Genomic DNA, 14,744 nt, shown 5'->3' with positions numbered 1-14,744 from the left:
TCGATTGGAATTTCACCCCTATCCACAAGTCATCCGGGCACTTTTTAGCGTACTACGGTTCGGCCCTCCACTTAGTGTTACCTAAGTTTCAGCCTGCTCATGGATAGATCACCTGGTTTCGGGTATACAACAACATACTTTCGCCCATTTCAGACTCGATTTCTCTACGGCTTCGCTTTATTCCACTTAACCATGCATGTTGTCGTAACTCGCCGGTCCATACTGCAAGATGTACGCCATCACCCATTAACGGGCTCTGACTAATTGTAAGTAATTGGTTTCAGAATCTATTTCACTCCCCTCCCGGGGTTCTTTTCACCTTTCCCTCACGGTACTAGTTCACTATCGGTGTCTGGTTAGTATTTAGCCTTACCGGGTGGTCCCGGCAGATTCAGACAGGGTTTCACGTGCCCCGCCCTACTCAGGATACTGTCAAGAGATAAACAAATTTCGCGTACGGGACTTTCACCCTTTATTGTTAAGCATTCCAACTTATTCTGCTATCTGTTTATTTTGTAACTCCGTGTAGACAGTCCTACAACCCCAACTACAAAGTTGGTTTGGGCTCTTCCCCGTTCGCTCGCCGCTACTCAGGGAATCATTCTTTATTTTCTTTTCCTGTTGGTACTAAGATGTTTCAGTTCTCAACGTGTCTCTTCTATTTAGCTATGTATTCACTAAATGATAACTAGAGATTAATCTAGTTGGGTTTCCCCATTCGGAAATCCCCGTTTCGTAGCTTATTTCCAGCTCCACGAGGCTTATCGCAGGTAATCACGTCCTTCATCGACTTCCAGACCCAAGGCATCCACCAAAAACTCTTACTTATTTAATAGTATGACCTATTGTCCTAATTGTTTAAAAATTAGAAATTAGATATGATGTATTCTATAGGTTGATCAAAACGTTTGAATATTAATATATATACAAATGTCTTTTCTATTCAGTTTTCAAAGAACTAACTAGAGAGATAATACTCTCAAAACTGGATATAAATTTTTCCATAATCAAATAATAGTAAAAAGATTTTAAATCTTAAAGTGTGTACTTTGTACTCCGTAGAAAGGAGGTGATCCATCCCCACGTTCTCGTAGGGATACCTTGTTACGACTTCACCCCAGTCACCAGTCCTACCTTAGACAGTCGTCTCCGAAGTTAACTAACCGGCTTCGGGCATTACCAGCTCCCATGGTGTGACGGGCGGTGTGTACAAGACTCGAGAACGTATTCACCGCAGTATGGCTGACCTGCGATTACTAGCGATTCCGACTTCATGAAGTCGAGTTGCAGACTTCAATCCGAACTGAGATCGGCTTTTTGAGATTTGCTCCACGTCACCGTATTGCTTCTCTTTGTACCGACCATTGTAGCACGTGTGTCGCCCCACTCATAAGAGGCATGATGATTTGACGTCATCCCCACCTTCCTCCTGGTTACCCAGGCAGTATCTCCAAAGTCCTCAGCATTACCTGTTAGTAATTGAAAATAGGGGTTGCGCTCGTTGCTGGACTTAACCAAACATCTCACGACACGAGCTGACGACAACCATGCACCATCTGTCATTCCGTTAACCTCCACTATATCTCTATAGCTTTGCGGAAGATGTCAAGAGTGGGTAAGGTTCTCCGCGTATCTTCAAATTAAACCACATGCTCCACCGCTTGTGCGAGTCCCCGTCAATTCCTTTAAGTTTCACTCTTGCGAGCATACTACTCAGGCGGATCATTTAATGCGTTAGCTGCGTCAGTGAATTCTCCACCGACTAATGATCATCGTTTACAGCGTGGACTACCAGGGTATCTAATCCTGTTTGCTCCCCACGCTTTCGTCCCTCAGTGTCAGTATAGACCCAGTAAGCTGCCTTCGCCTTTGGTGTTCTTCCATATATCTACGCATTTCACCGCTTCACATGGAATTCCGCTTACCTCTATCTCACTCTAGTTTACCAGTATCTAAAGCGGGCTGGGGTTGAGCCCCAGGCTTTAACTTCAGACTTAATAAACAACCTACGAACGCTTTACGCCCAATAATTCCGGATAACGCTTGCGACCTATGTATTACCGCGGCTGCTGGCACATAGTTAGCCATCGCTTTCTGATCAGGTACCGTCAGCTTGATAGCATTTCCTCTATCAAGTGTTCTTCCCTAATAACAGCACTTTACAACCCGAGGGCCGTCATCGTGCACGCTGTGTCGCTCCATCAAGCTTTCGCTCATTGTGGAATATTCCCTACTGCTGCCTCCCGTAGGAGTCTGGGCCGTATCTCAGTCCCAGTGTGGCCGGTCAGTTTCTCAACCCGGCTAAACATCATAGTCTTGGTAAGCCATTACCTTACCAACTAACTAATGTTGCGCACTCTCATCTTCTAGTGAAGCAAACGCTTCTTTCATGTTTTTCTCATGCGAGAAATCACCTATCCGGTATTAGCAATCGTTTCCAACTGTTATCCCAATCTAGAAGGTAGATTAAGCACGTGTTACTCACCCATTCGCCACTAAGTAGCAAGCTACTTCGTTCGACATGCATGTATTAGGCACACAGCCAGCGTTCATCCTGAGCCAGGATCAAACTCTTAAAAATGTTCATAAATAATTGACGATTATGGTATTTATATCCAGTTTTCAAAGAACTATCGACTTGAGTTTTTTTGTGTTTGCTGCTCAAGTTACAAATAATATTATATACTATTTTTTAAAAATAACCAAACATTTTTTTATTTTTTTTATTTAAATTTGTTTAAGGTTATTTCTGTTTTTGAGCCTCCGAAAAGACTTTTATTATTATACATATTTTTATAAAAAAAGAAAGTATTTTTTTTACTTTCTATTTTGAATTTTTTGAATATATATCTTCTTGTTCTTTTGAGATATGTTTTTTATCATATACATATTTTTCTCAGGTTAGAAAAACTAATTTTTTGAATCCATTATCAAAGTTTTCTTCGATTAATTTACGTAATGATTGAATTCCTTCTCATCTTCTACCTGGAGCAACTTTGTCTGCAACATAAATAATTTTATCAAGTGTTTTTGGAAATAGTGAAAGTGTAGTATGTTGACGGATAGCATCAAGTAATGGTTCATTTTTTATCATATATTCATTCTTTAAAAAAAAGTAAGCTGTTTCTTGATGAAGCTCATAGTCAAAAAGTTTTTTTTCATTAACTCCACACTTTCTCAAGTATTGACGATGTTCTTCAACGCTTCATTCCTTAGTAATATCATGAAGTAATCCACAATAGTAAGCTGTTTTAGAATTATAGTTAAGTTTTTTTGCCAATTCATTTGCGTATTTAGCGGTTAGAAAACAATGTTTACTTCTATCAACGCTTAAGTTATTAAGTAAATAGTTTTTTACATATAAAAAATGTTGTCCAATATATTCCTGAACTTCTGGAACTACCACTTTTAGATTACCATTACGGTAATCGGTTGCAGAAACATCTAAAATTTTTTCTTTCAAAAAAATAATATTAAAACTTTTAATATTTTTTTTATTTTTAGTGCTTCCTTTTCTTTCGAAAGCAACAATTTGAGTTTTTCTAGAAATTTCGTCAATACCTCTTCATTTATTAATTTTTTCAATATTGTCAGAACCAATAATAAAGAAAAGTTCATCATCTTTAAATTTATTAGAAAAATAATTAATTGTATCTATTGTATGAGAAGGGCCATTTTGTTTAATTTCAAAATCACTTACATCCATTTTTTTATAATTACTTATAGCAATTTTTACCATCATAAAACGGTGGTAGGCACTTGCACTTGGTTGATTTTTTTTGAATGGATTTTGATTATTGGGTATAAAAATTATTTTATCTAAATTTAACTCTTTAAGTGCAGAGATAGCAATTTGTATATGTCCTTTGTGTATTGGGTCGAATGTCCCCCCAAATAAACCTATTTTCATTTTTTGCTCCTTTTTAGATTTTAATTTTTATTTTTTTGATTTTCGGATAATCATCAACTGTAAATTGATTTTTTTTGACTTTAAATTGTTCAATCTTATATTTTTCTTGAGCTTTTTTTAAATGTCTATTAACAAAATTAAAATTTACATCATTAACGATGGCATTTATTTTCATCACCTTTTCTCTATTACCATTATTATATAATGAAAAATTTTCTATCCTATTACTTTGTATATTAAAATTTGTTACCCTTATTCCCAAACCTCTTATTCGTTCCTTTGATCAATTAACTAAAAATAGGTTTTTAACAACTGAAAAAATATCAGAATAATTTCAAAGAAAATTTTTTAAATTAGTTTGGTAAGATATTCATTTTTTTTCTGCGCTTCTTATTAATAAAACGATTGTTGAAGCTTCATAATTGTGATTTTGCAAACGATAAGATATTTTTTTGCACAAAAACTCTAAATAATTCAAAAGTATTTCTTCATCTGCAATATCTTCTTCCATAAAAGTAAGAGAATTACTAATCCCTTTTATATCGCTATTTTTTTTCTCAATTTTTTCAACATTACGCCCCGAAATCATCAACATTAAGTTACGAAGATTGTTTCCTAATACTTCTTCTTCCTTTAGCAAAGGATATTTGTTTACAAAATCACCAATCGTATTTATTCCTAATTTTTTTAATTTCGGAACTGAAGCCTTACCAACCATAAAAAATTTGTCAATTTGTAAAGGATAAAAATTCTTTGCAATGTCTTCTTTATTTGTTTTTTTTATCCCATGAGGTTTTGCAAGATTTGTTGACATTTTGGCTAAAAACTTGTTGTAACTTATTCCTATTGAACACGGAACCCCAATATTTGTCATTATTGCACTTTGAATCTCTTGCGCAAATTCAAGCGCTTGGTCTTCATTAATTAAATCAGTGACATCAATATAACATTCATCAACAGAATAAATTTCAATATTTGCACAAAAATTAGTGGCGATAAAATTAAAAATTCTTATGCTTGTTAAATGATAAAACTCTAAGTCGGGTTTAACTATAACAATATCAGGAACTTTCTGTTTTAATAAATGAATTGGTTCGCCAACTTTAGCGCCTTTTTGTTTTGCTTCCGAAGATAATGCTGTTACTATTGATCGCTTTAAATTTCGAGAAATACCAACGGGTTTTCCAATTAAATCTTTTCTTCGAATACGCTCACAAGATACAAAAAAAGAATCCATGTCTATATGAAAAAAAATCTTATTTTTCATTATGGATTACTTCTTCGATAGTTCTTATTATTAATGATGCGCATTCTACCCGATTCATATGAGTTTTTACATTTTCAAATACAACTAATTTTTCAAGATTTTTTTTATCGTGATCTTCTTTGTTAATCATTTTTTGAAAATTTAAAATAATTTCTTTTACTTCATCAAGACTTTTACCAACTATGGTTTCAAGCATAATGTCAGTCGAAGCAACAAAAATTGAACAACCTTCACCAATAAAGTTTGCATCAACAACTTTATTATCCTTTATTTCAACACTAAGCTCTAAGTTGTCGGCACAACCACTTCTTGAATATGCAAAAGCTTTTAAGGGAAGATTTTTATCACTTTTGAACTTAGGTTCTAAATAATGTGAATAAATAATTTCTCTTTTTTGATCATTACTATAAGAAGTCAAGAAAATCACCACCTTTTTTTAAAGCATGACAAAGTTTGTCAATATCTTCCTTTGAATTATAAAACGAAAGTGAAGCTCGTACCATTGTTCCATTATATTTTGTCTCAGTTAATAAGTAACCACAAAATGTTCCTGAGCGAACATAAATATCATTGTTTCCTAGATATGATGCAACATCTTGACTAGCAACATTTTTTACATTAAAAAGACAAATTGCATCTCCCGGTTTCGAATACACAATAACATTTTGCACTTTTGCAATTTCATCATGTAAATAATAAGAAAGTTCATTAACTTCTTTTTCGATTGCTTCTAATGAAATTTCTTCGATAAAATCTAGTGATTTATTAAATTGATAAATTCCAGCTAAATTAAGAGTACCCGATTCGTATGCTGAATAATCAAAATCGTAATTTTCATTACGAAAAGATTTAGCTGAACCTCCTCCAAATTTTTTAGGACGTATTTTTTGAAAAACTCTATCACTTATTACTAAACTTCCCAATCCTGTAGGACCATATAATTTATTGGCACTAAAAGCAATAAAATCAGAATTTTTTATTGTTACTTTTTTATGTGTAATAGCTTGAGCAGCATCATTAACTAAAATAATGTCGTTTTTTAAACATTTTTGATAAATTTGTTCCATGTCATAATGTTCATTAACATTATTGGTTACTTGTGACAAAGCAATAACTCTTGTTTTAGAACTTATTTTGTTCATCAAATCTTGTTGTGAATCAAAGTAAGTAATTTTTACATCTTTAATTTTTTCAAAAAAATAAAAATAAGGGAGAATGTTACTTGCGTGATTATAAACCGAAATTAAAATTTCATCTCCATCTTCTATCAAATCACTAATCATCATAGCACATTGATTTAGAGCTTCTGTTGTTCCTGAATAAAAAATCACATTTTTATAATTTGCATCTAATAATGAAGCAATCTTTTTTCTAGTTTGTTCTACAACTTCGCTAATTTGATAACCTAGTTTAGAGTCTTTAGTTCGGGTCGAAATACAATATTTTGTATAAAAATCATTTCCTGCTTGGCAAACAATATCTGGTTTTTGCGACAATGCAGCATTATCTAAATAAACAATATCATTATTTAAAAGCATTGGAAAACGATTTCGATACGACATTTTGTAATTTTCTCCTTAATTTTTATTTTATTCTTTAATAAATAATGAAATATATTCAATATTTTTTGATTTTTGTCCCAAAATTGGACTTTTTGTAATTTTCAGCAGTTTGAAACCGCTTTCGTTTGCATATTCTTCGACTCTTTTAATTAAAAAATCATGATATTGTTCTTCAACATAACCACCTGCAGAAACATATTTTGAAGATGCTTCAAATTGTGGCTTAATCAAAGCAACAAGAAATTTTTGTGGTTTTAAAATATCTTTTGCAACAATGAATACATATTTTAATGAAATAAAACTTACATCAGTTGTAATTATGTCAATGTCTTCATCGAAATAAGTATTATCTAAAGATTTTAAATTTGTCTTTTCGTAATTTTTAACTCTTTTGTCAATTTGTAGTGAATAATCAAGCTGATTTGTTCCAACATCCACTGCATAAATCTTTTGCGCTTTATGTTCCAATAATACCTGTACAAAACCACCTGTACTGGCACCAATATCAACACAAACTTTATCATTAATATCAATTTTAAATTCTTGAATCGCCTTTAATAATTTATAAGCACCACGCGACACATAACGTTTTTGCTCCAATAGCTCAAAATTGCAATTAGGACTAAACTTTAAACTTGGCAAAATAATTTTTTCACTATCAACTAATACTTTTCCTATTCTTATTAAAGACTGAGCTTCTTTAAGATCTAATTCGAATTTATCGCTGATAATTTCATCTAAACGTTGTTTTTTTATTTTGTCCATAATAAAATCTGCCTTACAAAATGATTATAATTTTTATCAACTTTTTCTAAAGAAAGATAAAAATCATTTAAAGCTTCACGTTTTTTTTCATTTGCAGCATCAACTCCGATAATGTCGAAGATATTCGGAACTTGATGTCTTAAATCACTATAATAAGTTGATGTTTTGAAAATATAATATAAATATTTTCCTAATGACTTTCAGTTACAATTTCGGTATTTTTCTTCTACACTATCAATATGATTTAATAAAATATTAACAAACATATTTCTTTGAAAATTAGAATTCATTAATTCTATTTCAACATTAGCTAATTTATTGGCATCAAAGTCTGTACCAAATAAAATTAAAATTTTACTTACCAAAAATTGCATTTGTTTATTTTTGAAAAGATTTTTATATTTAATTAATTTATTTTCTTTTAGTAATATAAGAGTAATTTTATGAATGATCTTTTTGCATTTCAAAAATTCATTTTGCATATTTATTTTAAAAGTTTTGCAATGTTATCTAAAATGGCATTAATAAATTTATAATCTGCTCCGTAAACTTTAGCAATATTTACCATTTCATTAATGACAATTTTATGTTCATTTAATTGTAATTCAAAAACACCATAAATTAAGATTGCTCTTGTTAGTGGACTAATTCTTTTTCATGGTCAATTTGAAGATAAATGGGTTTTAATAATACTTTCGATGCTTGGTAATCTCTTTTCGATTGCTTCCAACATTTTAATTTGAGTATCACTAAGATTTTCATTTTCAAAAATTTCACTAGAATTTAATGGTTTGTCGAATAATTGCGATTGGTAAATTATTGAAATAATTTTCATTCGTCTTTGCATTAAATTTAATATAAATTTAACTTTTTTTTCTAGTAAATAATTTTTCTTTTTTTCTTCAATATTTTCCATAAAACTCCATTAACTTTTTTATTCGTTGATATTAATTAATTTAATAAAACGATTATCCTTGTTTTTTGTTAGTTTAAAAACAATTGCATTTATTTGACATTTGTTGGGACTAACTTGAAATGGTACTCGTGCATTGTAACGCATTTTTTCGTATACTTCTGTGTAATTGGCCCCAATTGCAGCATTTGAAGGACCACACATTCCGACATCAGTACAATAATAAGTTCCATTCGGTAAAATTCGTGCATCATTAGTTTGTACATGTGTATGTGTCCCTAAAACTGCACTGGCTTTTCCATCAACATATAGTGAAAAAACATTTTTTTCACTTGTTGTTTCGCCATGAAAATCAACAATAAAGTAAACCGGATTGTTTTGTTGATATAAATTATCAAATTCATCAAAAAAACAATTAGCCTGTTCTTCTTTTCAAGGCATCAATAATGTATTAAATTGTCTACCCATTAAAGAACAAACACCAATTTTTTGATTTTTTACTTCAAACTCAGCATAACCATGTCCTGGATAATGGTTTTCAATATTTGATGGGCGAATAACATCATTGTTTTCAATTATGTCAATAATTTCACTTTTTGCTCAAACATGATTACCTAATGTAAAGACATCGATTCCGATTGATTTTAATTTTTTATATTCTTCAGGGCGAAACCCTTTTCTTCCCGAAACGTTTTCGGCTTGAGCAATGCAAAAATCAATATTATATTCTTTTTTTAAATCATTAATTTTTTTGGTTACAAATTCGATTCCCGGATCACCAAAAATATCACCAAAAAATAAAACATTTATTTCGTTGTCTATAGTACTCATAATATATTATAAGATTATAAAACAATTCACAATTTTATAAATAATATTATTTGCTTTTTTGAATTTCAATAACTTGATTTTTAATTTCTTCGTAAATATTTTCGTTTTTAATTAAATACTCTCTTAATTTTGTTCTTCCTTGGGCTATATTTTCGCCTTTATATGCATATCATGAGGCTTTTTTATCCAAAATTTTATTTTGTTCTGCCAAATCAATTATTTCTGTTATTTTATCAATTCCGTAACCAAAAACAATCTCTACATTAGCAACTTTATAAGGTGCTGAAAGTTTATTTTTAACAATTTTTACCTTAATTAAATTTCCACTAATTTCATTATTTTCGGTAATATTTTGAACTTTTCTTACTTCAGCCCTAATTGATGAATAGAATTTTAAGGCTTTACCACCTGGCGTCGTTTCCGGATTTCCAAAGATAATTCCAACTTTTTCCCGAATTTGATTAATGAAAATAATTGTTGTTTTGTGTTTTGCAAGCGAGGCTGTAATTTTTCTTAAAGCTTTTGACATTAGCCGAGCTTGAGAACCAATAGTTTGATCCTTCATTTCTCCATTTAATTCAGCTTCAGGAACCAGTGCCGCAACTGAATCAACAACAATTAAATCAACTGATCCTGTTTTTATTAACATATCAGCAATTTCTAATGCTTGTTCACCACTATCTGGTTGCGATAAAATCAAATTCGAAATGTCGACACCAAGCGCCTTTGCATAAGCTGTGTCAATCGAATGTTCGGCATCAATAAATGCTGCAATCCCGTCTTGTTTTTGCACCTCAGCAATCGCATGCAATGAAAGCGTTGTTTTTCCGCTGCTTTCTGGACCGAAAATTTCAATCACTCTTCCTTTCGGTCATCCATTTATTCCTAGAGCATTGTCAATGGCGATAGAACCACTTGAAAATGTCTCATATTCAGTATCAGGTTTATTGCCTAATAGCATAATAGCTTCTTTTCCAAATTTTTTTTCAATTTCTTTTAATGTTGAAGAAAGAATACTATTTAATTTTTTTTCTTCCATTGTTCCTCCTACTATCTTAAGTAAGATTTTTACGCTCGAATTTAAAAAATATTAAAAAAGCGTGGTTAAACACCAAAAACGCTTTCTAATTTTTTAATTGCTCAGTCTTCCACTAAGAAATTGAAGGTTACATTAACTTCACCATTGTTTTTATAATATTTATCAATAACTTTAACTTGATAGATTCCTTTAAGATTCTTAGTTTTTTCTAAAATTTCATCAACATCTTGATTATCTTTTAAAGTAATTGTAATGTCTCTTGATTTTAAAGGATCGTGTTTGTAATTTGCAAATGCTTTTGGTTTTGCAGAATCTTCATCTAAAAATATTTCGGCAAAAATTGCATCGCTATTAATAATTTCAGGATGGATTTTCGCAAGATATCCAATTTTTTTATCGGCTTTAAAAATTCAAGCCGCAACATTTGGATGAAATCGCGAATCAAAAGCACGTTTAAATTCAACCTCACAATCTAAAAGATTAACAATATCTTCTTTTAATTCGTTAAATGATTTTTGATTTGAAGCAAGCGCTAAAACATTTTCTTTATCATGAATCATTCCTACTTCAAAAATTGACATTTTTTCAATTTTTCTTTTCGCATTAAAATCTAAAATTTCTCAAAATGCATAAGCCATTGAAAAACGCAATTCGGTTCTTTCGTTTGAAGCAAATGTCTGTAATTTAATTGCTTTCTTGAATGCGAAAGGATCAAAAATATTATTTTTAGGACTTGTTAAACTAAAAGTACGCACATTTTGATATTTAGCAGCTTTCAATAAAGAATTGTAATCTTTATAAGTAATATTTTCTATTTGTTTAATTTCTGGCTGAATGGCAACAAAGTTATCATATCCATAAAATCTAAAAACCTCTTCAACAAAATCTTGCATAGAATTTAGATCATAACGATAAGAAGGAACAACTACTTTTTGGTTTTGGATTTTAATGCCCAAAATTGCTAATTGTTTTAGCACTTGTTGGTATTTTTCAGTAGCTGTAATTTCAAAACCAGCGTAGTTATCAAGATATTTATTATCAAAATCAAAAGATTTTTCTTCAGTAGCGACTAAATTAATAATTTGACTTGCTTTTAATAATTTTGAAGCTAGATATTTGTGTGCTAAATGAATTGAACCTAGCGAAATTTCCTTCGATGCTCTTGAAGCTGAAGCAGTCTCAAGTTTAACTTGTTTTTTAGCTTCACGTACTGATTTGATATTAAATGAAGCGATTTCAAAGATGATATTTTCAGTGTTTTCAGAGCAACTTGAATTTTCTAACCCCATAACAGCAGCAACTGAGACTGGTTTTTCATTTACAACACAAAGTGCTTTGTCAAGATTAACAACGTTTTTACCTAAAAGCTCTACTTGTCCTGTGTAATTTTGAACTTCAAATGATTTTGAAGCTAATTTATTAACATCATAAGCATGAGTAGGCACACCAGCATAAAGAAGTACCAAGTTAGATAAATCAACTGGTTTTGAAATTGTTTTTACATTGTTTTTCATTAAAAATAATTGGTCACGAATATCTATATTAATATCACTTGTTTTAGCTTCTCTTAAAGTAAAGTAGTGAGTATTTTCTAAACTAGCAATCTTGAAATCACTGCGAAATTCTTCGTTTGGTTTTGCAGTGATTTCGGTAATTTGGCTCAAGAAATAAGCAGCCAATTCACGAGCCATGATTAAATATGAATTTGCATCAGCACGATTGGAAAGAATTGATACATCAATTATGTAATCATCAAGTTCAAAGAAATCAATTGGATTTAAAGTTAAGTCAACTTCTTGATCAAAAACAAAAATACCATCGTTTCACATATTTTGACTAGTTACATAATCTAAATTAAAACCAATTTCTTCAAGACTAACCAACATTCCTTCACTAACAATACCCTTCATTTCTTTAGCACCAAAAGTTATGTTTTTTGAACGTGAACCTGGAACAAAGGCCATTAAATAATGTCCTTCTTTAACGTTAGTTGCATTTGTTTGAATAACACGATTTTGATCAGCAAATTGAATTTCACAAACAGTTAAACGGTCAGCATTAGGATTTTTATAAGTTTTTAAAACTTTTCCAAATTTAATTCCATCTAAATCACTGAATTTTTCGTAGCCTTCAACTTCAAAACCGATTGAATTAATTGCCTTAACAATATCTTCAACAGTGACGCTTTTGTCTAAATTAGCAAGTTTTTTTAATTTTAAATATGAAAATAACATTCTTTTACTCCTATCTAAATTGTTTTAAAAATCTTTCATCATTTGCATAAAATTCACGGATGTCATTAATTGAATATTTAATCATTGCAATTCTTTCAATTCCAATTCCTGCTGCAAAACCATTCATATCATTTGTGTATCCTGCCATTTTTAAAACGTTTTCATGTAACATACCAGCACCTAAAACTTCAATTCAACGGTTTTTATAGAAAATATCAACTTCAACACTTGGTTCAGTAAATGGAAAATATGAAGGTCTTAAACGAATTTCAACTTCTTCTTCAAGAACATATGAAAGTAAGCTTTTTAAAGTTCACATTAAATTTCCAAAACTTGTGTGTCCTACTGAAACAAAATCTAATTGGGTGAATTGATGTGAGTGAGTCATATCTTCTTCGTCATTACGATAAACTTTACCGATTGCATACTGGCTAAATGCTTGATTTTTGTGTTTTTCTAATGCACGCGCACTAATTCCAGTATTATGAGTTCTTAACAATAAATTTTCATCAATAAATAAAGAATCTTGCATATCTCTTGCTGGGTGTGATTTTAAAATATTTAATCTTTCAAAATTGTATTCATCAGTTTCAATTTCACTAGCTTTGATTTCAAAATATCCATTTGAATTAAATCACTCTTGCATTCTTTTAATAATTAAGTTAATTGGGTGAATTCCACCTTGTTTGATAACGGGTTCACTAACGTCAACTCATTCGCTTGCAATTTTGTTTTCAATTTCAATTTTTTCAATTTTTTGTTTTGCTTGTTCAAAAAAGTCTTCAGCTTGTTGTTTTAAATCTTTAATTTTTTGTCCGATAATAGCTTTTTGTTCTTTAGTTGCTGTTTTAATTTCACTCATTAACTTTGCAAGTTCAGACTCAGGTCCATTAAACTTAGCTTTTAATTGTTTTAAATCTTCTAAATTTTTGATTAAATCTAAATTAAATTTCATTCTTTTCTCCTTTAATTTTTTGTCAGTAATTTAAAATTTTCTGTTCGTATGAGTTTTTTCCATACTCAAAAAAATGTGTATTTTTAATTTGGTCTGGTAAATATTGCTGTTGATATCAGTTGTTTTTAAAATTGTGTGGATATACATAATCAACACCCCGACCTAATTTTTGAGCCGATTTATAATGTGCATCTTTTAGATGATTGGGCACTTCAAAATTGTTGCCATCTTGAATTGCTTGCATTACTTGATTGTGTGCATTATAAACGCTGTTAGATTTTGGGCTTAAAGCAATATTTATAATCGCAAAAGCAATTGGCAAATAGCCTTCAGCAAAACCCAATCTTTCAAAATCACTAATTGCATTATGCACAAAAGTTGCAAGATAAGGATTTGCAAGACCAACATCTTCGTAGCTTGCACAAATCATCCGTCGAAACATGGCATCAAAATTTTGTGATTGATATAGTAAAAAGCCTCAGTATAAAGCCGCATCAACGTCACTACCTCTTAATGATTTATGAAAAGCACTTAAATAGTTATAAAATTCATCACCATCTTGATCAATAGAAATATTAAATCCTGGTAAAATATCACGAATATTTTCAGGATCAATTTTTTCGTTTCGATAATTTTTAGATAATAAATCCAAATTATTTAAAGCAATTCTAAAATCAAGATTTGAATACTTAGCAATAAACTCATATACTTTTTTGTTTTCAACAACAAAAAAATTATTTTCTTCGTTAATTTTTTGTAAATATTCACTCATCTCAATCAGTGTAGGCTTAAAAATTTCAATGATGTTGCAACGTGAACGTAATGCGGGATTGACTTTAAAAAAGGGATTTTCGGTGGTTGTTGCATAAATTGTTATTTCTTTTGATTCAAGATGTGGCAATAAAATATCTTGCTTGTCTTTGTTTAAACGGTGAATTTCATCAATGATTAAAATTTTGTTATTTGCGATTTTTTCAATCAAGCTTTGTTTATTATCTACTGCAGCATTAAAATAATCAAATTTTTGGTTTAAGGAATTTGCTAAAATAAAACTTATTGTTGTTTTACCACTGCCTGGCGATCCATAAAAAATAAATGATCTTAAATCTTGATTTTTAATAATGCGCTCAAAAAGATCTTTTTGTTTTGAACTACAAATAAAATCATTTAGTTGTCGTGGTCGTAAATCTATAGCTAAATCCATGTTTTCCTTCAATTTAATATAAATAATTATATTAAAAAAAGCAATAAAAAAATGCCAAATGGCA

General features: G+C 30.6%; 12 protein-coding genes and 2 rRNA genes (1 of these 14 only partly in view). All 14 read right to left on the bottom strand.

The window, feature by feature from the left end; all coding sequences use genetic code 4:
• Positions 1-835: ribosomal RNA gene (locus JV175_RS00830) — 23S ribosomal RNA — on the bottom strand; it reaches 2,060 nt to the left of the window's first position.
• Positions 836-1,062: 227 nt separating this feature from the next.
• A 16S ribosomal RNA gene (locus JV175_RS00825) occupies positions 1,063-2,581 on the bottom strand.
• Together the 16S and 23S rRNA genes form the textbook arrangement of a ribosomal RNA operon.
• 243 nt (positions 2,582-2,824) lie before the next feature.
• Positions 2,825-3,910, bottom strand: a complete 1,086-nt coding sequence (locus tag JV175_RS00820; protein WP_205498380.1) for a nicotinate-nucleotide adenylyltransferase — start codon at positions 3,908-3,910, stop codon at positions 2,825-2,827.
• A 13-nt stretch (positions 3,911-3,923) separates the two neighbouring features.
• Positions 3,924-5,177, bottom strand: coding sequence for a Y-family DNA polymerase (locus JV175_RS00815; RefSeq protein WP_205498378.1), 1,254 nt, complete (start codon positions 5,175-5,177; stop codon positions 3,924-3,926).
• A complete protein-coding gene (sufU, locus tag JV175_RS00810; protein ID WP_205498376.1) occupies positions 5,167-5,595 on the bottom strand; it encodes a Fe-S cluster assembly sulfur transfer protein SufU in 429 nt (142 codons plus the stop codon). The genes JV175_RS00815 and sufU overlap by 11 nt, the downstream gene beginning before the upstream one ends.
• Complete coding sequence (locus JV175_RS00805) at positions 5,582-6,739, bottom strand: cysteine desulfurase (RefSeq protein ID WP_205498374.1); 1,158 nt, start codon at positions 6,737-6,739, stop codon at positions 5,582-5,584. The genes sufU and JV175_RS00805 overlap by 14 nt, the downstream gene beginning before the upstream one ends.
• A 27-nt stretch (positions 6,740-6,766) precedes the next feature.
• Complete coding sequence (locus tag JV175_RS00800) at positions 6,767-7,504, bottom strand: TlyA family RNA methyltransferase (RefSeq protein WP_205498372.1); 738 nt, start codon at positions 7,502-7,504, stop codon at positions 6,767-6,769.
• Positions 7,492-7,986 carry a hypothetical protein gene (locus JV175_RS00795; protein ID WP_205498370.1) on the bottom strand — a complete coding sequence of 165 codons (495 nt, stop codon included), beginning with the start codon at positions 7,984-7,986 and terminating at the stop codon, positions 7,492-7,494. The genes JV175_RS00800 and JV175_RS00795 overlap by 13 nt, the downstream gene beginning before the upstream one ends.
• 2 nt (positions 7,987-7,988) lie before the next feature.
• Positions 7,989-8,420, bottom strand: coding sequence for a transcription antitermination protein NusB (locus JV175_RS00790; RefSeq protein WP_205498368.1), 432 nt, complete (start codon positions 8,418-8,420; stop codon positions 7,989-7,991).
• 18 nt (positions 8,421-8,438) lie between these two features.
• Entirely contained in the window at positions 8,439-9,248 is an 810-nt protein-coding gene (locus tag JV175_RS00785) for a TIGR00282 family metallophosphoesterase (RefSeq protein WP_205498366.1), read from the bottom strand.
• Between the two features lie 46 nt (positions 9,249-9,294).
• Entirely contained in the window at positions 9,295-10,287 is a 993-nt protein-coding gene (gene recA / locus JV175_RS00780) for a recombinase RecA (protein WP_205498364.1), read from the bottom strand.
• A gap of 65 nt (positions 10,288-10,352) precedes the next feature.
• Positions 10,353-12,521 (bottom strand): phenylalanine--tRNA ligase subunit beta, encoded by a 2,169-nt coding sequence (locus JV175_RS00775; RefSeq protein WP_205498362.1) that lies wholly within the window; start codon positions 12,519-12,521, stop codon positions 10,353-10,355.
• 10 nt (positions 12,522-12,531) lie between these two features.
• Positions 12,532-13,476 (bottom strand): phenylalanine--tRNA ligase subunit alpha, encoded by a 945-nt coding sequence (gene pheS / locus JV175_RS00770; protein WP_205498360.1) that lies wholly within the window; start codon positions 13,474-13,476, stop codon positions 12,532-12,534.
• Positions 13,466-14,680, bottom strand: a complete 1,215-nt coding sequence (locus tag JV175_RS04170) for a replication-associated recombination protein A (RefSeq protein ID WP_205498358.1) — start codon at positions 14,678-14,680, stop codon at positions 13,466-13,468. Before JV175_RS04170 ends, pheS begins: the two co-directional genes overlap by 11 nt.
• Positions 14,681-14,744: the final 64 nt, after the last annotated feature.

This window comes from [Mycoplasma] gypis (assembly GCF_016924775.1).
GTDB classification, from domain to species: Bacteria; Bacillota_I; Bacilli_A; order Mycoplasmatales; family Metamycoplasmataceae; genus Metamycoplasma; species Metamycoplasma gypis.
The sequence above is the reverse complement of the archived record's forward strand: the minus strand, read 5'-3'. Positions and strand labels throughout refer to the sequence as shown.